Origin of the sequence: Pedobacter sp. CAN_A7 (assembly GCF_015752175.1) — a bacterium.
Lineage (GTDB): Bacteria > Bacteroidota > Bacteroidia > Sphingobacteriales > Sphingobacteriaceae > Pedobacter.
On sequence record NZ_JADOUW010000006.1, the window covers coordinates 61,220 to 77,868 of the forward strand.

Annotated in this window: 15 protein-coding genes; 8 read left to right on the forward strand and 7 right to left on the reverse strand. The window is 39.8% G+C overall.

The window, feature by feature from the left end:
• Positions 1 to 3: 3 nt before the first annotated feature.
• The 3 genes from IWX76_RS17790 to IWX76_RS17800 are packed head-to-tail and all read right to left on the reverse strand — an operon-like array spanning position 4 to position 3,550.
• Positions 4 to 1,161, reverse strand: coding sequence for a Gfo/Idh/MocA family protein (locus tag IWX76_RS17790; protein WP_196861387.1), 1,158 nt, complete (start codon positions 1,159 to 1,161; stop codon positions 4 to 6).
• Positions 1,161 to 2,864 (reverse strand): GMC oxidoreductase, encoded by a 1,704-nt coding sequence (locus IWX76_RS17795; RefSeq protein ID WP_196861388.1) that lies wholly within the window; start codon positions 2,862 to 2,864, stop codon positions 1,161 to 1,163. The genes IWX76_RS17790 and IWX76_RS17795 overlap by 1 nt, the downstream gene beginning before the upstream one ends.
• A 17-nt stretch (positions 2,865 to 2,881) precedes the next feature.
• The gene (locus tag IWX76_RS17800; RefSeq protein WP_196861389.1) at positions 2,882 to 3,550 is read right to left on the reverse strand and encodes a gluconate 2-dehydrogenase subunit 3 family protein; all 669 of its coding nucleotides are present in this window, start codon (positions 3,548 to 3,550) and stop codon (positions 2,882 to 2,884) included.
• Between the two features lie 170 nt (positions 3,551 to 3,720).
• Here IWX76_RS17800 and IWX76_RS17805 point away from each other — a divergent pair, with 170 nt between their 5' ends.
• Both IWX76_RS17805 and IWX76_RS17810 read left to right on the forward strand, forming a co-directional pair.
• Positions 3,721 to 4,671: an NAD-dependent epimerase/dehydratase family protein gene (locus tag IWX76_RS17805; protein WP_196861390.1), complete on the forward strand. Its 951-nt coding sequence runs from the start codon at positions 3,721 to 3,723 to the stop codon at positions 4,669 to 4,671.
• Between the two features lie 17 nt (positions 4,672 to 4,688).
• Positions 4,689 to 5,414 (forward strand): YebC/PmpR family DNA-binding transcriptional regulator, encoded by a 726-nt coding sequence (locus IWX76_RS17810; RefSeq protein WP_196861391.1) that lies wholly within the window; start codon positions 4,689 to 4,691, stop codon positions 5,412 to 5,414.
• A 5-nt stretch (positions 5,415 to 5,419) separates the two neighbouring features.
• On the opposite strand, the gene IWX76_RS17815 is transcribed toward IWX76_RS17810, so the two are convergent.
• Positions 5,420 to 6,202: an alpha/beta hydrolase-fold protein gene (locus tag IWX76_RS17815; protein ID WP_196861392.1), complete on the reverse strand. Its 783-nt coding sequence runs from the start codon at positions 6,200 to 6,202 to the stop codon at positions 5,420 to 5,422.
• A 110-nt stretch (positions 6,203 to 6,312) separates the two neighbouring features.
• Entirely contained in the window at positions 6,313 to 6,972 is a 660-nt protein-coding gene (locus tag IWX76_RS17820; protein WP_196861393.1) for a GDSL-type esterase/lipase family protein, read from the reverse strand.
• 156 nt (positions 6,973 to 7,128) lie between these two features.
• Here IWX76_RS17820 and IWX76_RS17825 point away from each other — a divergent pair, with 156 nt between their 5' ends.
• Positions 7,129 to 7,980, forward strand: a complete 852-nt coding sequence (locus IWX76_RS17825; RefSeq protein WP_196861394.1) for an alpha/beta fold hydrolase — start codon at positions 7,129 to 7,131, stop codon at positions 7,978 to 7,980.
• Positions 7,981 to 8,145: 165 nt separating this feature from the next.
• Here the strand turns inward: IWX76_RS17825 and trhO are convergent, their stop codons facing one another.
• A complete protein-coding gene (trhO, locus tag IWX76_RS17830) occupies positions 8,146 to 9,078 on the reverse strand; it encodes an oxygen-dependent tRNA uridine(34) hydroxylase TrhO (RefSeq protein WP_196861395.1) in 933 nt (310 codons plus the stop codon).
• A 78-nt stretch (positions 9,079 to 9,156) separates the two neighbouring features.
• Positions 9,157 to 11,601, reverse strand: coding sequence for a DUF5686 and carboxypeptidase regulatory-like domain-containing protein (locus tag IWX76_RS17835; RefSeq protein ID WP_196861396.1), 2,445 nt, complete (start codon positions 11,599 to 11,601; stop codon positions 9,157 to 9,159).
• A gap of 96 nt (positions 11,602 to 11,697) precedes the next feature.
• On the opposite strand from IWX76_RS17835, the gene kbl reads away from it, so the two are divergent.
• The 5 genes from kbl to rlmD all read left to right on the forward strand — a co-directional run bounded on the left by kbl (position 11,698) and on the right by rlmD (position 16,647).
• Positions 11,698 to 12,885: a glycine C-acetyltransferase gene (gene kbl, locus IWX76_RS17840; RefSeq protein WP_196861397.1), complete on the forward strand. Its 1,188-nt coding sequence runs from the start codon at positions 11,698 to 11,700 to the stop codon at positions 12,883 to 12,885.
• Between the two features lie 15 nt (positions 12,886 to 12,900).
• A complete protein-coding gene (gene pheS / locus IWX76_RS17845) occupies positions 12,901 to 13,938 on the forward strand; it encodes a phenylalanine--tRNA ligase subunit alpha (RefSeq protein ID WP_196861398.1) in 1,038 nt (345 codons plus the stop codon).
• Positions 13,938 to 14,342, forward strand: coding sequence for a hypothetical protein (locus tag IWX76_RS17850; protein ID WP_196861399.1), 405 nt, complete (start codon positions 13,938 to 13,940; stop codon positions 14,340 to 14,342). Before pheS ends, IWX76_RS17850 begins: the two co-directional genes overlap by 1 nt.
• On the forward strand, positions 14,342 to 14,917 hold the full coding sequence (locus IWX76_RS17855) for a TetR/AcrR family transcriptional regulator (protein WP_196861400.1): 576 nt from the start codon (positions 14,342 to 14,344) through the stop codon (positions 14,915 to 14,917). The genes IWX76_RS17850 and IWX76_RS17855 overlap by 1 nt, the downstream gene beginning before the upstream one ends.
• A gap of 311 nt (positions 14,918 to 15,228) precedes the next feature.
• The gene (gene rlmD, locus IWX76_RS17860; protein ID WP_196861401.1) at positions 15,229 to 16,647 is read left to right on the forward strand and encodes a 23S rRNA (uracil(1939)-C(5))-methyltransferase RlmD; all 1,419 of its coding nucleotides are present in this window, start codon (positions 15,229 to 15,231) and stop codon (positions 16,645 to 16,647) included.
• The last annotated feature ends 2 nt before the right edge of the window (positions 16,648 to 16,649 follow it).

Genomic DNA, 16,649 nt, shown 5'->3' on the forward strand with positions numbered 1-16,649 from the left:
TTGTTATATTTTAAAGTCAAACCACTTCTGATCTGATTGGCCTGAAGCCACTACATTTTCAATAAAAGCCATTCCCCTAACTCCATCACTGACGTCTGGAAAATCCAGCATTTCGGCAGTAGGTGTCTCGCCGGTTAAACGTGCATTTAAAGTTAAAGCAAAGTTTCTGTAAATATTAGCAAAAGCTTCCAAATATCCTTCCGGGTGACCGGCAGGCGTTCTGCTGTTATGCGATGCAAAAGAAGATAAATAGCCGTTTCCAGTTCTGTAGATTTGTGAAGGAGCATCATGCCATTTCACAATTAAGGTATTAGGCTCTTCCTGGTGCCATTCCAGTCCACCGGTTTCGCCATATACTTTAATGGTTAACGCATTTTCTTCTCCGGCTGCAATTTGCGAGGCCATCAAGATACCATTTGCTCCATTGTTAAACTTTAACAACACGTTGCCATCATCATCTAACTGGCGGCCATCTACCACCCGATTTAGATCTGCACATAGTTGTGTGATTTCCAGTGAAGAAATATATTCGGCAAGTTGAGCAGCATGAGTGCCAATATCACCCATACAACCGCTAATCCCACTTTTGCTCGGGTCTGTTCTCCAGGCCGCTTGTTGGTTACCTTCATTTTCTGAAGGCTGACAAAGCCAGCCCTGTGGATATTCAACACAGACCTTTCTAATTTTACCAAATTTACCTTCTTTTACCATTTGACGAGCCTGTTTTACCATCGGGTAGCCAGAGTAGGTATGTGTTAAACATACCATCAAACCGGTTTCTTTGGCTTTAGCTTCCAGTTTCTTAGCTTCTTCAAGTGTCAAGGTCATAGGCTTATCGATCACTACGTGAAAGCCATTTTCGAGTGCCAGCATGGCTGGTTCGAAATGTGCAAAGTTGGGCGTAACAATACTAACAAAATGCATACGCTTTTCGGCAGGTAAGTTACGTTCGGCTTCAATCATTTCTTGATAACTTCCATAGGCCCTGTCTTCAGGTAAAAACAAGTCGCGGCCAGATGCCTTAGCCGTTTCCGGATTAGAACTCAAAGCGCCACAGCTAAGTTCTATGAGTCCATCAATATTTGCTGCAATACGATGAACGGCGCCGATGAAAGCATTCCTTCCACCGCCGATCATGCCCATCCTAATTTTTTCTACCATTAAATGTTTTGTTTTTTTAACTCACTTACTGCGAAATCACATGCTCTGGCTGTAAGGGCCATATAAGTTAATGAAGGATTTTGACAAGCTGCAGACGGCATACAAGAACCATCTGTAACGAATACGTTTTTAACTTCATGCATTTGGTTCCATTTGTTTAACACCGAGTTTTTAGGATCGTTACCCATTCTGGCTGTACCCATCTCGTGGATCGCCATTCCTGGAGTTGAACCATTATCATAAGTATATACGTCTTTTATGCCTGCTGCCTCCAACATTTCTGCTGCATCGTTCATCATGTCGACGCGCATTTTTTGCTCATTATCTTTAAACTCACAATCAATGGCTAAAACATGTTGACCCCATTTATCTTTTTTAGTCTTGTCTATATAAACACGGTTTTCGTAATAAGGTAAAGATTCACCAAACCCACCTAATCCCATGTTCCATGCTCCCGGAACGGTCATTTGATCTTTAAATTCGCCTCCAAAAGCCATCTCTGCAACATCAGCATGCCAATTTCCTCTGCTTGCACCGCCTTGGTACCCGAATCCTCTTACATAATCACGTTTATCGTTACCTATATTTCTATATCTTGGTACATATATACCATTGGCTCTTTTGCCGTAAACATATTTATCATCAAAACCTTCAGCTCTGCCTGAAGCACCGCAACGGAAATGGTGATCCATTAAGTTATGACCAAGTTGTCCGCTTCCATTTCCTAAACCATCAGGAAACTCATCTGAAGTAGAGTTTAACAATAAGAAAGTTGAACCTAATGTAGAACCGTTTACGAAAACTATTTTAGCATAGAACTCAATGTTTTCATTAGTTTCTGAATCGATAACCAATACACCTGTTGCTTTCTGGCTTTCCTTATCATATAATATCTGATTAACCAAAGAGAAAGGACGTACAGTTAAGTTTCCTGTAGCCATAGCAGCAGGTAGGGTAGAAGACTGTGTGCTGAAATATGCGCCAAAAGGACAACCTCTGCTACACAAGTTACGGTATTGGCATTTTCCACGACCACCGTGCGCAACAGTTAAATTAGCGGTACGGCCCATGGTGATCAGGCGTGATCGGTTCCATTTTTCTTCTACACGCTTCTTAACCGATTTTTCAACACAGTTCATCTCCATTGCAGGTAGGAAATGTCCATCAGGAAAGTGTGGAAAGTTTTCTACAGACCCACTAATTCCTGCAAACTTCTCTACATAGTCATACCATGGCTCTATTTCTTTATATCGGATTGGCCAGTCGTTACCATGTCCATCTTTTAAATTTTCTTCAAAGTTCAAATCACTTAAGCGGTAGCTTTGACGGCCCCACATCAATGATTTTCCACCTACATGAAATCCACGATACCAGTCAAAACGTTTTACCTCGGTGTATGGGCAATCTATATCATCTACCCAAAAGCTTTCATTGTACTCTTGATAAGGATAATCCCTTTTTTGAACAGGGTGTCTTTCTTTTTGCGCTTCCGTCAAGCGGCCGCGGTGTTCAAACTCCCATGGCTTTTTCATTGCCGTGGTATAGTCTTTTATATGCTCAACGTTTCTGCCTCTTTCCAGCATTAAAACCTTCAGGCCTTTTTCAGTCAATTCTTTTGCAGCCCAGCCTCCACTAATCCCTGATCCGATAACGATGGCATCATATGTATTCTGTGCTGTTGCTTTAGTATTTAAGTTACTCATGTTTCTTTTCTAATTAATTATGCCCAAACTTTCTGACCTGGTTTCAAATCTACACAACCGTCATAACGACCGGGTATGTCAACATATGCATAGGCTTTTGTCTGGCCAGTTTCTGAGGTAAAATAACCCAATAAAGTTAAATCGCGCATGATGGCGAAAAAGTAAGGTTTGCTTGGTTTTGCTTCCTTAGCATTCATTGGCCTGCCTGCTTCTTCTTTTTCAGATTTTTTTACAATCTTATTTTCTTCCGCAATACGTGTTGCTTCAATTTCATCCCGCTCTTTTTTCTGGGCCGCAACGGTTTCATCCCTTACTTTTCCAAGTAATTGTTCGCGTTCTTTTACGCTCATTTCCAGAAATGATTTATTGAATTCTTTCTTAGAACGATCTTCTAAATCATCAAGTCCTTTAACAAATGCTTTTTGTGCATCTTCAGGATAACAGTCTTTCACCATCATCGGAATCCAAGGTCCCACTCCGGCAGCTTTTGCTCCTGGCGTAGAGGTAGTTGGGACGATAATATCGGCGATTTCAGTAATTAATTTTTCGTGATGGGATGAAAATAAGTTCTTGTTGTCTTTGTTGCCAGAAGAACTACATCCTTCCAGAAACACACCAATTGTGGTGGCAGAAAGTGCTCCTCCAAGTAAAAAAGCAACACTTTTGACTGCATCTCTTCTGTCCATATAAGTTAAATTTGGGGTTTTATATTGGGTGTTAATATTGTTTTAATCTTCTAAAATAATAAAAAGCCATTGCAAAGTGTACAATTCACACAAAATGATTTCAATTTATATTGATTTTGTTACCTAAAAAAATATCCCTCATTTTTTTACCTTTGGCAAAATCTATTTAAATGACGGAAAGAATTGTAGTATTAGGGTCTAACGGGCAAATTGGTACAGAACTAGTTACTGCTTTAAGAAGATCATATGGTGAAAATAATGTGGTGGCCTGTGATATTAGAAGACCAGATTATGATATTAAAAATGCAGGGCCCTTTGAATTTGTCAATGTACTCGAAAAAGACACCCTAAACACCATTTTTAAAAAATATAAGCCCACACAGGTTTATCTACTCGCCGCTTTATTATCGGCAACTGGCGAACAAAACCCAAAATTAGCCTGGGATTTAAATATGAATGGGCTGTTAAATATTCTGGATTTAGCGTTAGTCTATAAAACGGCCAAAGTTTACTGGCCAAGCTCTATTGCAGTATTTGGACCAGGCTCTCCGAAAGAACATACGCCGCAATTTTGTGTGATGGATCCAAACACCGTATACGGTATCAGTAAACTTGCAGGTGAGCGCTGGTGTGAGTACTACCATCAAAAATACGGCTTGGATGTTCGTAGTATTCGTTACCCAGGCATAATAAGCTGGAAAGCAGCACCAGGTGGAGGTACGACAGACTATGCCATTCACATTTTTCACGAAGCGCTGAAAAAACAAAGTTACTCGTCTTTTTTAAGTGCAGATACAGAACTGCCTATGATGTATATGGATGATGCCGTACGCGGTACCATTGAATTAATGGATGCTGAATCCAGTAAACTGAATATTCGTTCCAGTTATAATTTTGCAGGCGTTAGTTTTACTCCAGAAGTGCTTGCTGCGGAAATCAAGAAACATATTCCAGATTTTAAATTATCTTACACGGAGCATGACCCGCGTCAAAATATTGCTAATGGCTGGCCAAAATCGATCGACGACAGCTATGCGGTAAACGATTGGGCTTGGAAGCCAAAGTTTGATCTGGCTACGATGACTGCAGATATGCTGGAGAATTTAAAAAATACAAAGTAATATAACTTTATACCACAATGGGAAGAGCATTTGAGTTTAGAAAAGAAAGAAAGTTTAAACGTTGGGCTAAAATGGCCGTTCAGTTTACTCGTATCGGTAAAGAAATTGTAATGGCTGTGAAGGACGGTGGTCCTCACCCGGAAACAAATTCGCGACTACGTACTGCTATTCAAAACGGTAAGGCAGTTAATATGCCTAAAGACCGTATTGACGCGGCCATAAAAAGGGCAGCCAATAAAGATGAGAATGGTTATGAGGAGTTCGTTTATGAAGGTTACGCTCAACACGGTGTTGCTGTTTTAATAGAAACTGCTACCGATAATACCAACAGAACGGTGGCTAACGTACGTAGTTATTTCAATAAAACAGGCGGTACATTAGGGAAAACAGGCTCTTTAGATTTTATCTTCAACAGGAAATCGATCTTTAGGTTTTTACCTGGAGAAAGAGACCTGGAAGAATTGGAGTTTGACCTGATTGATGCCGGGCTGGAAGAACTGTACCTGGAAGCAGATGAAGAAGGACACGATATTGCGGTGGTACAAACAGCATTCGAAGATTTTGGGAAAATGCAAAAAGCCCTGGAAGATCTTGGGGTAGAAGTAAAAAGTGCGAAACTAGAACGCATATCTTTATCGACTAAATCGGTAACAGAAGAAGAGGCGGCGGATGTGTTTAAACTTATAGATAAATTAGAGGAAGATGATGATGTACAAGCTGTATATCATAATATGGAAGACTAAATTGGTTATTTCCTGTGAGAAAATAACCAAGGTAATAACTGTGGTTCAGCGAAAGCTGAATCCCAGCTATTATGATTGTCTTCTGCATACAAGGTAAACTTTACCTCTTTACCAATGATCTTTAAATGGTCTGCAATTTCCTTAGATAATTCCGGACTTACCACATCATCTTTCCCACCATGGAAAATCCAAAGAGGTACATGTCTGTATTTTTTTACGTTTCCAATATTATCACCTCCGCAGATGGCAAAAGCAGCTGCAAATGTTTTCGGCCTGCGTCGTAATAGGTCATAAGTTCCCATGCCTCCCATCGATAAACCACCCACATATACCTGTTTACGGTCAACATAAGACTTCTTTAAAAAACTATTTGTCATACCGATTAAGGCTTGCATAGCAACAGTAGGTTTACTTCCCTTTTTAAAGGCAAAACTGTTTTTGCCAGTCTGACCAGGAACACGCTCCACAGCTGTCCAGCGATCTTCTGGCGGACATTGCGGAAAGATCACAATAGCAGGGAATTTACTACGTACTGCAGCTTCTAAAAACAATTTTCCACCATGGTCAAGTTGTTTTTCGTTATCTGTACCGCGTTCACCACTGCCATGTAGAAAAATCAATAAGGGGTACTTTTGGTTCTCATCAAAGTTTTCAGGCAGGAGTACTCGATAGCTGATACTGTCTTTGCCTTTCACAAAAACTCCTTTATCATATTTGCTTAAATCCTGGGCATGTACTTGAGCACCAGCGATCAGTAGTGTGATGATAATAAATTGCAAATACTTCATTTTTTTTGCTTACTAATAGGTCGTGTTAGAAAGGAAAGCTAAATAATATTTATGATATATTGTTAAATAAAGTCACATTCACAAAAAAATATTTCGTGAAGGGTGTTTGATTATTTTAATAAATGAGGCGTAATTTCCTTAATCCAAATGTCGTAACCTGCCTGATTCATATGTAACATGTCTTCTAAAAAAAGTTCTGGTCGGGGTTGTCCATTACGTAACATTTTGCGGTTTACATCAACAAATTGAGTGTTGGAATAGGCAGAAAGAAACTCTTTAATCAAGATGTTGGCATGCAATACTGTTTCTGCGTGCTGCATGCGCGATGGGCTCTGCTTCATAGAAACATAAAGTATAGCAGTTTTTGGGTATTTATTCCTGATGCTGGTAAAAAAAGTGGCAAACCTGTTCAGCGTTTCCAATGCACTTATCTGATCAGTTGCAATGTCATTTTCTCCGCTGTAAATTACCACTTGGCGCGGTTGGTAGGGGTAAATCAAGTCGGCGACATAATGGTTAGCCTGGGCTAAGGTTGATCCACCAAACCCCCGGTTTAAGGCGCCATAACTATTGTAAACTTTTTCTAATGCTGTCCAATTTGTAAATGACGAGCTGCCTACAAACACGATCCCGTTTTTGGCTGGTGTGTTCAGGCTGTCCTTTTGTTTAAAACGTTGAATATCATCCCAAAATGCAGGCTTGTTTTGTGCACTAGTCTGCTGGGCAAGGAGGCCGTTTACGATAATTAATAAGTAAAAAATCTTTTTCATGGTGCGTTGTAGGTTAATCAATGCTGGCAAAGATAAAATATGCGGCCAGCTGTTTGGAAAAATAATTGAGTATTTTTGAAGAGTGAGCGTGCTTAGTCAGCGTTTTTGTATTATTATTAACTTCCTATTTCTAGCTCACCACAACCTATAAGAACATTGAAGACATATAAACAAAGGTTACAGCAGGTAAAACAATCGGAAGGCCATCAAGAACTGATGTCTGCGTTATGGAATTACATTTCTTTCCCCATACGCTTACCCAATCGGCCTCACCAGAGAGAACTGCTGGAGCAGGCAACCCGCTTCAGCATGCAGGTACATGATCCCTATTTTGCTAAAAAAGAATTAACTTTTAATGGTTATGTATGGGGAAGCGGCAGCAAGAAAATCCTGCTTACTCATGGCTGGAGTTCAAAAGCAACTGATTTCGCAGAGATCATCGCTGCTTTATTGGAACTTGACGATGTGCAAGTCATTGCCTTTGATGCCCTGGGTAACGGAAGTTCCGAAGGTGAATTAAGTAACCTCATGTTATATGTAAGACCTTTGGAGGCGATCATCAATGCCTATGGCATGCCTGATATTGTGATTGGTCACTCACTTGGTGCGATGGCAAACATAGTAGCGCTGAAAGCTTTTGAAGCATCACCAAACCTACTCATCAGCATAACCCCGGTGGTAGAACTTCAACAAAATTTTACCGGAATGATGAATTACGCAGAAGTATCACCAGAAAACCAACACCGCTGGTTTGCCGCTTTTGAAGAGAATTACAAACTGCCTGTGACTTATTTTGATATGAAGACGCTTTATGAACTTGACTCATCAACCAAACACCTGATGTTTTATGACAAAGACGATGAGTTACTACCTTATGCACAGCTCAGCGAATTTCTAAATGGTCAACCTCAAATTGTCACACAGGAATTTAACGGTACAGGGCATTATAAAATTCTGAAGGAACCTTTTTTATTAGCTGCCATTAAAGAGGTGGTGAAAGCGCATTAGGTTCTACTCAGACTTCTCCCAAGTCCGGGCCAGAAACGTACAAAGTCCGTATCAATGCGTCTCAACTGTGGACCAGGCAAAAAGCAAAGTATAAATAATATAAAGAAAAATACCTGAATAACAAAAAAGGAAATTGATCGCTTCATTAGATCAATTTCCTTTTTCTTATTTAGCCAGTATCGGCTGTGGAACTTTCACGTAATAACCGGTTCCATCGTAAGTACGCCTGCGTGGATTTGTCATGCAGGGTGCTGAACAGCAGCCAAGCAATTCATCGCCACAATCGTCACATTGTGTAATGTGCTCATTACACTCTGGGTTTGCACAATTGATCATCTTTGGCGTTACTTTTCCACAACTGTAGCAGGTAGATACAATGGTAGGGTTTACACTGTTTACATCGACAGCAATGCGGTTATCGAATACATAACATTTACCTTCGAAATCTTTACCACCTGCTTCTTTACCATACTTGATAATGCCACCATGTAATTGGTATACATCTTCGAAGCCATGTTGCAATAGCAAAGCCGATGCCTTTTCACATTTAATACCACCTGTGCAATAGGTTAATACTTTCTTGTTTTTATATTTTGCCAGCTCGTTGATCTTGTTTGGAAAGTCCCTGAAGTTTTCGATATCTAAGGTTACTGCATTTTTAAAGCGACCCAGGTTATGCTCATAATTGGAACGTACATCAAGAATGACGACGTCTTCCTGGTCAATCATTTTTTGAAAATCTGCTGGTTCCAGGTGTTTGCCTGTTTCTTTATTAGGGTCAATCACATTAGGGTCCCTTAAACCAGAATGCACAATCTCTGATTTGTAACGGCAATGCATTTTAATAAAAGAAGGTTCAGCAACGTCGTCTACCTTAAAATCAGTTTTGGTAAAACGTTCGTCGGCTTTTATAGCTGCCATATAAGCCTCGCAAGCTTTTTGGGTGCCCGAAACGGTACCATTTAAACCTTCTTCAGCTACGATAATTCGGCCTACTAGGCCTAAAGATTTACAAAAGGTTAGGTGCTCGGCAGCAAATAATTCTGCATCAGCTATCGGACTATAACAATAGTAGAGTAGGGTCTGGAATTTTTTCATAGATATTGATACCGTTGCATACGGCGTTTAATGCTGCAAAAGTACAACTTTACCCCATTGCTTACAAGGCACCAGGCCTTAAAATCCATACGATATCCTGAATCCTTGCTGTACTTTTTTATTTCCGTCGTAAGCAAAACCATAGGTAGCCCGGAAAATTAAGCGCTGCAAACCGAAGTAAAACTCTTTGTAGTTTTTCTTGTTCGGCTGTGTAAGGTAACTTCCACCAATCACCTCCTCCAGTTTTATTTTACGCAATAATGGCACTTTATTCATAATAAGACCCGCAAAATTATGTTCCAGGTGTGCCTCTACATAGTGACGGTTTGTGCTGTACTGATAAAAATCAAGGAAAGAAAATTTACGTAAATCAGGCAGGGACGTTAATGAGTTATTACCCCTAAAATGTTTACTGTCTGGGTAATAAACAGTATTGTTATTTAGAAAACTACCTGCACCTACCACAAAAGAAAAATACCCCCAAAGACCAGCACTTATTCTTTCTTTAGTCAGTTCCAAGGCAACCAGGTCGTAATCTGCATCGCTACCAAACATATTTTTGATACCCTTTCTATAAGAGAAGTCTATGCGCGGGTATTTTGACTCCTGATAAAAGGTGCCATCTGGCCGCGTAATATAATCCTGTTTGATGTTGTACGATAATAATACGTTAGCCGTTAATGCTTGGTAATTAGGGAATAATGGCGTCTCTACCAATGGTGAAAAGGGGTTATTGGAAGTAAACTCATTGTCTTTTTTAAACGAATAGGTAGTGTTATTCACCAAATTTCTGTTATTGGCATATTCCAGAGAAACCGTTCCCTGCAAGCCTCTAGCCAGAAGTCTGGATGTTCCGCCGTTAATGTATATTTTTTGGTAAAACTTAGGGAAGTTTTTACCAAAGAGAAGGCTGTTTAAAGAGTTTGACAACAGGTTCATGGTGCCAAACTGGTTAAGGTCATATATGCCTGAACCAAAGGATAGACTTACATCTGCCTTTTTAACCGGGTCGTAAATGTAGTTACCACTAAGGTTTCCTGTTAAGATGTTGTTGGCAAAACCATACCTAACTTCTGGCCTGATGCTGTATTTACGTTCGTTTTCAAATTCCTGAGTATAAGTAATTCCGTATTTAAAGCCAAAGCCCTCTACTGTATTATAAAAAAGGCTTCGTAAAATTGGATCAAGTTTTACTGATCGTTGCGCATACCTGTTGTTGAAGGTGTAATGGGTAAGCAGTAGCTTAGCTGGTGTAATGTTATTATTAGCCTTTTCTAGTGAATCCAGGTAATATTTCGATTCCTTTCGTTTGGCAATGCTGTCCTTACGGATATAGTTTCGTTTTTCCTCTAATGTGAGTGGTATCGGACGTACTGCCGCCCAATACGTCGAATCTTTATCATTCACATTTTCGCCAACTTTTAAGATTTCGCCATTGAAATAGTTGTCAGGAAAGTTCGGGTTTAAATTATAATTGCTATAAACCCCTAAATAATAACCATCAAATTTAAAGCCCATTACATTACCATTAAAGGTGAAATTTATGTTAGATGGCATATAAAAATCCTGAACCTTAATAAATTGTTGTGTAATGTTTAAGGTGTCAATTAAATTAATACCTGTATTTTTCGTTAGGTATAATTCTGTCCCCTGGATTCTCCAGCTGTCGTCGGCAATATAAATGATACCCCTAAATACAGGATCATGCTTGCGTCGTGGGATAACTTCAATTTTATTAATCATCACCCCATTGTCCATCGTTACGCCCAACAATTTATAACGATAGTAAAACATGGCCCTGTCGGCTATAGGTGATACAAATCCCCGGGAACTTAATACGTTCTCCAGCATAATATTGTTATAAAAGTTGATCTCTAAATCTGATGCTTTGTTAAAACTGAAAGCATTATTTCTACCTGCTACCTTTGAAGCGATCATTTCTTCGTGAATGTGATTAGGGCGGCGGCAATTGTAGATAGAGCGGGATTCGGATTGGTATAAGATACCTCTTCGGTTAGTATCGAGGTCTAAAGTCCGCTGAATATCTTTTCCAAAGAATTTTTTAGGTGCGCCAACTAGTTTTTGTACACCTTTAATGTATACATCACAGCTAAATTCTTTGACTTCATTTAAGTGTTTTTTTCTATTACTGATGGCCTGTCTAATAATTTCATAAGCCGGATCTTTAGCGTTGGCGCTAATGGTTACATCATTCAGGGTGTAGGATTCTGGCGCCAGTACCACATTCTGTGTATGGTTGCCAAGTATGGTTAATACTTTTTCAATGCTTTTATATCCAATGTTACGGAAGGTAATGGTATAGGTGCCTTTGGATAAAGCTAATTTATATACACCATCTACATTTGCTGAGGTACCTATAGTGGTGTTTTTAACATAGACAGAAGTAAAAGGAATAGTTTCCCCATCCTGATCTTTAATTTGGCCTGTTAAAGTGTAGTCCTGGGCGTACGCACTATTTACAAAACCTACAAGGATTATAAGTGAGTAGTAGATGTTTTTCATATGTAAACTAAATATATAATTTTTTCCCCATACTTATTTTGTTTAGGGTGATCGTTGATATTTTCCTAACTTTGAATGCAATAATTGATCAAAAAGATGTATAAAACACTACAACCGCTACTTAAACAAGAACTAGACCAAATAGAAAAAGATGGCTTATTTAAAAAGGAAAGAATTATTGTCAGTCCTCAAGGTGCCGATATTAAAGTAAGTACAGGGCAGGAAGTTATCAACTTCTGTGCAAATAATTATTTAGGACTTGCTTCAGACCCCCGGGTAATTGACGCTGCTAAACAGGCTTTAGATAAATATGGTTATGGAATGTCTTCAGTAAGGTTTATCTGTGGTACACAAGATATACATAAAGAACTGGAGCAGAAGTTATCTGCCTTTTTAGGTACCGAAGACACTATTTTATATGCTGCTGCTTTTGATGCTAATGGTGGTGTTTTTGAACCTCTTTTTAATGATCAGGATGCCATCATTTCCGATGAATTAAACCACGCTTCGATTATCGACGGGGTGCGTTTGTGTAAAGCAGGCCGCTACCGCTATAAACACAATGATATGGCCGATCTGGAAGTACAGCTTCAAGCGGCATCGGGTGCCAGACACCGAATTATTGTAACTGATGGTGCTTTCTCTATGGATGGAACGATTGCCCAGCTTGATAAGATATGTGACCTTGCCGATAAATATGAAGCCTTAGTGATGATCGATGAGTCGCATTGTTCTGGTTTTATGGGTAGAACCGGTAGGGGAACTCACGAACATTGTGGCGTGATTGACCGTGTAGATATCATTACTGGTACCTTGGGTAAAGCCCTAGGAGGCGCATCTGGTGGTTTTACCGCTGGTAAAAAGGAAATTATCGACATGCTTCGCCAAAGATCCCGTCCTTATCTATTCTCTAATACCCTGGCGCCTGCTATTGCTGGTGCGTCTGTGGCCGTATTGGATATGTTAAGTGAAACGACCGCCCTGCGCGATAAACTGGAAAACAATACCATGTATTTCCGCGAAAAAATGACTGCCGCAGGTTTTGATATCAAGGAAGGTGTACATCCAATTGTACCAGTGATGTTATATGATGCAAAGCTGGCACAAACTTTTGCCGCAAAAATGCTTGAAGAAGGGATATATGTAATCGGATTTTATTATCCGGTGGTTCCTCAAGGAAAAGCAAGGATAAGAGTGCAGCTTTCTGCAGCTCATGAGCAACATCATCTGGATAAAGCCATCACAGCATTTACAAAGGTTGGTAAGGAACTGGGGGTTATTTAGCGTATATTTGCCATCATGTTACAAGAGAAGATAACACAATATACTGCCGAAATTAATGCATTTTCAACAGCAAATGCAGATGAACTGGAGCAGTTCCGAATCAAGTTTTTAGGAACAAAAGGAATTATTAAAGACATATTTGATGAGTTCAAAGCAGTTTCGCCTGAAGAGAAAAGAACTTTAGGTAAGGTGCTGAATGAGTTTAAACAACTGGCTGAAGTCAAATACCAGGATTTAAAGGATCAGGAAGTATCCCAGGAGGTTGGTAAAGATGCAGGTTTAGATCTTAGTCTTCCAGGTGAGGGTTTTGAAATTGGTGCCCGTCATCCTTTAGCCTTAGTGAGAAGAGAGATTATTGATATTTTTAGCAAACTAGGTTTTATTGTAGCCGAAGGGCCTGAAATTGAAGATGACTGGCATATTTTCTCGGCCTTAAATTTCCCTGAGGAACACCCGGCACGTGATATGCAGGATACCTTTTTTATCAAAAAAGGCGGTGAGAAAGGCGACATTGCCTTGCGTACACATACATCATCGGTACAGGTTCGTATGATGGAAGCTGGTAAACCACCTTTCCGTGCCATAATGCCAGGGCGTGTATACCGTAATGAAGCCATCTCCGCACGTGCACATTGTTTTTTTCACCAGGTGGAAGGACTTTATGTTGACGAGAATGTATCCTTTGCCGACTTAAAACAAACCTTGTTTTATTTTGTTCAGGAATTGTATGGCGAAGGTACTAAGGTGCGTTTCCGCCCTTCTTATTTCCCGTTTACAGAGCCTTCAGCAGAAATGGATATTTCATGCACTATCTGTAAAGGTGACGGTTGTCAGTTGTGTAAACACAGTGGTTGGGTAGAAATACTTGGCTGCGGTATGGTTGATCCTAATGTATTGGAAAACTGTAATATCGATAGTAAAAAATACAGTGGCTTCGCCTTTGGGATGGGCCTGGAACGTATCGCCAATTTAAAATACGAAATTAAGGATTTGCGCTTGTTCTCAGAAAATGATGTGCGTTTCTTGAAGCAATATAAAACGTCATTAATTTAATGATAAAATGTAAAACTGCTTTTTACTTTTTACCACTGTTATGGATAAGTTGTGCAAAGGAGGGGACTTTCCTTCCCGATGTACCGGTTAACTATTTTATTACCGAACAGGAATTTAAAATTAAAGCAGTAAATAATGTATTACTGGTGCCCAATCAAGGTGTAGCTGGTTTACTCTTAGTCTCCACTGCATTCGGTTATAAAGCTTATGACCGGTGCAGTACTGTTAATCCAGAGGCAAGGTGTAAAATTACACCCGATGAAGGTAGCATTACCGCCACAGATCCTTGTACTGGAGCTAAATTTCTTCTTACTGACGGAAGCCCTGCAAAGGCGCCAGCAGTGCGGAATTTAAAAGCTTACTACATCACTTTTCAAGGTCAGGGACTACACATAACAAATTAATGGAACCAGAGAAAATTAAAGAAAGTATACTTAGGGCGTCGAAGGAATTATTCAGGAAATATGGATACCATAAAACCAGTGTGAATGAGATTGCTAAAAAAGCACGTATTGCCAAAGCCACTATTTATAAATACTTCGATAGCAAAGAGCATGTGCTCGATTGCATTCTGATGGACTATCTTGACCTCAACCTTCGTGAGATCCTGAAAAACAAAGCACAGTTTGCCGATGAAGAGGAACACCTGAAAGCCTTAGTGATGAAAACCTGCCGTTTAACTTACACCGTATGTAATGAGTTCATCGGGTGGGATTTTGTACGTGAAAATGCCAATTCGCAGGAGTTTCTTAAACACCTCTCTGATCAGCTTGAATCCTTGTTGCTTGCCGCATACCTGGAACTGGATCATTTTAAAAACCACCCATCGCGTAAAGAAGGCCTGGCATTTTTACTAAAAGCCAGTAAAAGTATTGTGTTCTCTTTTGCATTTACCTCAGTCAGCGATTCTGACGTTCGTAAAAACTTTGTAAGTTTTCAGAAAGAGCTTTTGCCCTTCCTGGTCAAAGCCGCCTTATAATACACTTTCAACCTGATGATTTAATGATTTCTTAATGTATACCGTTTTGGTATATGGTATAAAAACACGTATATTAGCGAATATTCGTTATATCATGAGCAAAGAGACTTTAGAATTTTCAGTAATGGTGGACGAGAAGTTTGATGTGAATTTTAACTTAGTGCAAGGTTTTTTTGGGTTTATACTAAGAATCTTTGGCAAGTAGAAAATAATATCAGATTTCTATTCCTTAGGCATTCCCAATGTCGGGAAACCCTTGTGTCAAAAATTATCCTGAAATGGATGAAAAAAACCTGTAAATTTGCCGCATAATGAGTAGAAACAGAAAATCTGGGATGGTTACTATCCTTCCTAATTTGGAAATCATCGATATTGCTGAAGAGGGTAAAGGGGTAGCTAAAGCTGATGAATTAGTCGTATTTGTAGATAAGGCGGTCCCGGGCGACGTGGTGGATGTTCGCCTGATCAAAAAGAAGAAAAACTTTGCTGAGGCTGTTATCGAAGAATTGCATACGGCTTCGCCTTTTAGAACAGATCCGTTTTGTCAGCATTTTGGTGTTTGTGGTGGTTGTAAATGGCAACATATGCAATATGAAGCACAGCTAAATTTTAAATACAAAAACGTAGAGGCTGCACTGCAGCGTTTAGCAAAAGTAGATACCACGTCAATGGAACCCATTTTAGGTTCTGCCGAAAATAAATACTACCGTAATAAACTCGAATATACTTTCTCCAACAAACGCTGGCTGGATAAAGCAGATATGGGCGATCAGGATGACCTGGAGCTGAATGCTTTAGGATTCCACGTTCCCGGACGTTTCGATAAAATACTTGATATACAACATTGTTACCTGCAGGCAGAACCGTCCAATACCTTAAGAAACCAGGTTAGGGGTTATGCATTGAGAACAGGCCTAACTTTTTATGACCTGAGGGCACATGAAGGTAACTTACGTAACCTGATCATTCGCACCTCTTCTACAGGCGAAGTGATGGTGGCCGTCATATTTGCTTATGTAGAACAGCGCGAAATTGATGGCTTAATGGAATACCTGAAGCTGAACTTCCCTGAGATTACTTCTTTGCAATACATTGTAAATCAGAAAAAGAACGATACCATTTTTGATCAGGATGTAATTACCTATGCGGGAAGAGACCATATTTTCGAGGAAATGGATGGCCTGAAGTTTAAAATCGGTATCAAGTCGTTCTACCAGACCAATTCTGAACAAGCACACGAACTTTATAAAATCACCAGAGATTTTGCTGGTTTTACTGGCAATGAGCTGGTTTATGATTTGTATACCGGTGCAGGTACAATTGCCAACTTTGTGGCGCGTAATGTGAAACAGGTGGTAGGAATTGAGTATGTTCCAACGGCCATTGAAGATGCGAAGTTCAATTCAGCGATGAACAACATAGACAATACTGTTTTCTATGCCGGCGATATGAAGGACATCCTAACGGCCGATTTCATTACTGAACATGGTAAACCTGATGTGGTCATTACCGATCCACCAAGAGCAGGTATGCATGAAGCGGTTGTTAAGCGCTTGCTGGAAATGGAAGCAGAGAAAATTGTTTACGTAAGTTGTAATGCAGCTACTCAAGCACGTGACCTTGCTTTATTAAAAGAGAAATACCAGGTGGCACGTATTAAACCTGTGGATATGTTTCCGCATACCCAACACGTAGAAAATGTGGTTTTATTAACCTTGATTAAAGAATAGCT

Excerpts from the sequence above, each read along its gene's own strand:
- kbl (WP_196861397.1), top strand. The coding sequence starts at position 11,698 with ATGTATAAAACACTACAACCGCTACTTAAACAAGAACTAGACCAAATA.
- IWX76_RS17790 (WP_196861387.1), bottom strand. The coding sequence starts at position 1,161 with ATGGTAGAAAAAATTAGGATGGGCATGATCGGCGGTGGAAGGAATGCT.
- trhO (WP_196861395.1), bottom strand. The coding sequence starts at position 9,078 with ATGAAAAAATTCCAGACCCTACTCTACTATTGTTATAGTCCGATAGCT.
- IWX76_RS17855 (WP_196861400.1), top strand. The coding sequence starts at position 14,342 with ATGGAACCAGAGAAAATTAAAGAAAGTATACTTAGGGCGTCGAAGGAA.
- IWX76_RS17795 (WP_196861388.1), bottom strand. The coding sequence starts at position 2,864 with ATGAGTAACTTAAATACTAAAGCAACAGCACAGAATACATATGATGCC.
- rlmD (WP_196861401.1), top strand. The coding sequence starts at position 15,229 with ATGAGTAGAAACAGAAAATCTGGGATGGTTACTATCCTTCCTAATTTG.
- IWX76_RS17810 (WP_196861391.1), top strand. The coding sequence starts at position 4,689 with ATGGGAAGAGCATTTGAGTTTAGAAAAGAAAGAAAGTTTAAACGTTGG.
- pheS (WP_196861398.1), top strand. The coding sequence starts at position 12,901 with ATGTTACAAGAGAAGATAACACAATATACTGCCGAAATTAATGCATTT.
- IWX76_RS17800 (WP_196861389.1), bottom strand. The coding sequence starts at position 3,550 with ATGGACAGAAGAGATGCAGTCAAAAGTGTTGCTTTTTTACTTGGAGGA.
- IWX76_RS17820 (WP_196861393.1), bottom strand. The coding sequence starts at position 6,972 with ATGAAAAAGATTTTTTACTTATTAATTATCGTAAACGGCCTCCTTGCC.
- IWX76_RS17835 (WP_196861396.1), bottom strand. The coding sequence starts at position 11,601 with ATGAAAAACATCTACTACTCACTTATAATCCTTGTAGGTTTTGTAAAT.
- IWX76_RS17805 (WP_196861390.1), top strand. The coding sequence starts at position 3,721 with ATGACGGAAAGAATTGTAGTATTAGGGTCTAACGGGCAAATTGGTACA.
- IWX76_RS17850 (WP_196861399.1), top strand. The coding sequence starts at position 13,938 with ATGATAAAATGTAAAACTGCTTTTTACTTTTTACCACTGTTATGGATA.
- IWX76_RS17815 (WP_196861392.1), bottom strand. The coding sequence starts at position 6,202 with ATGAAGTATTTGCAATTTATTATCATCACACTACTGATCGCTGGTGCT.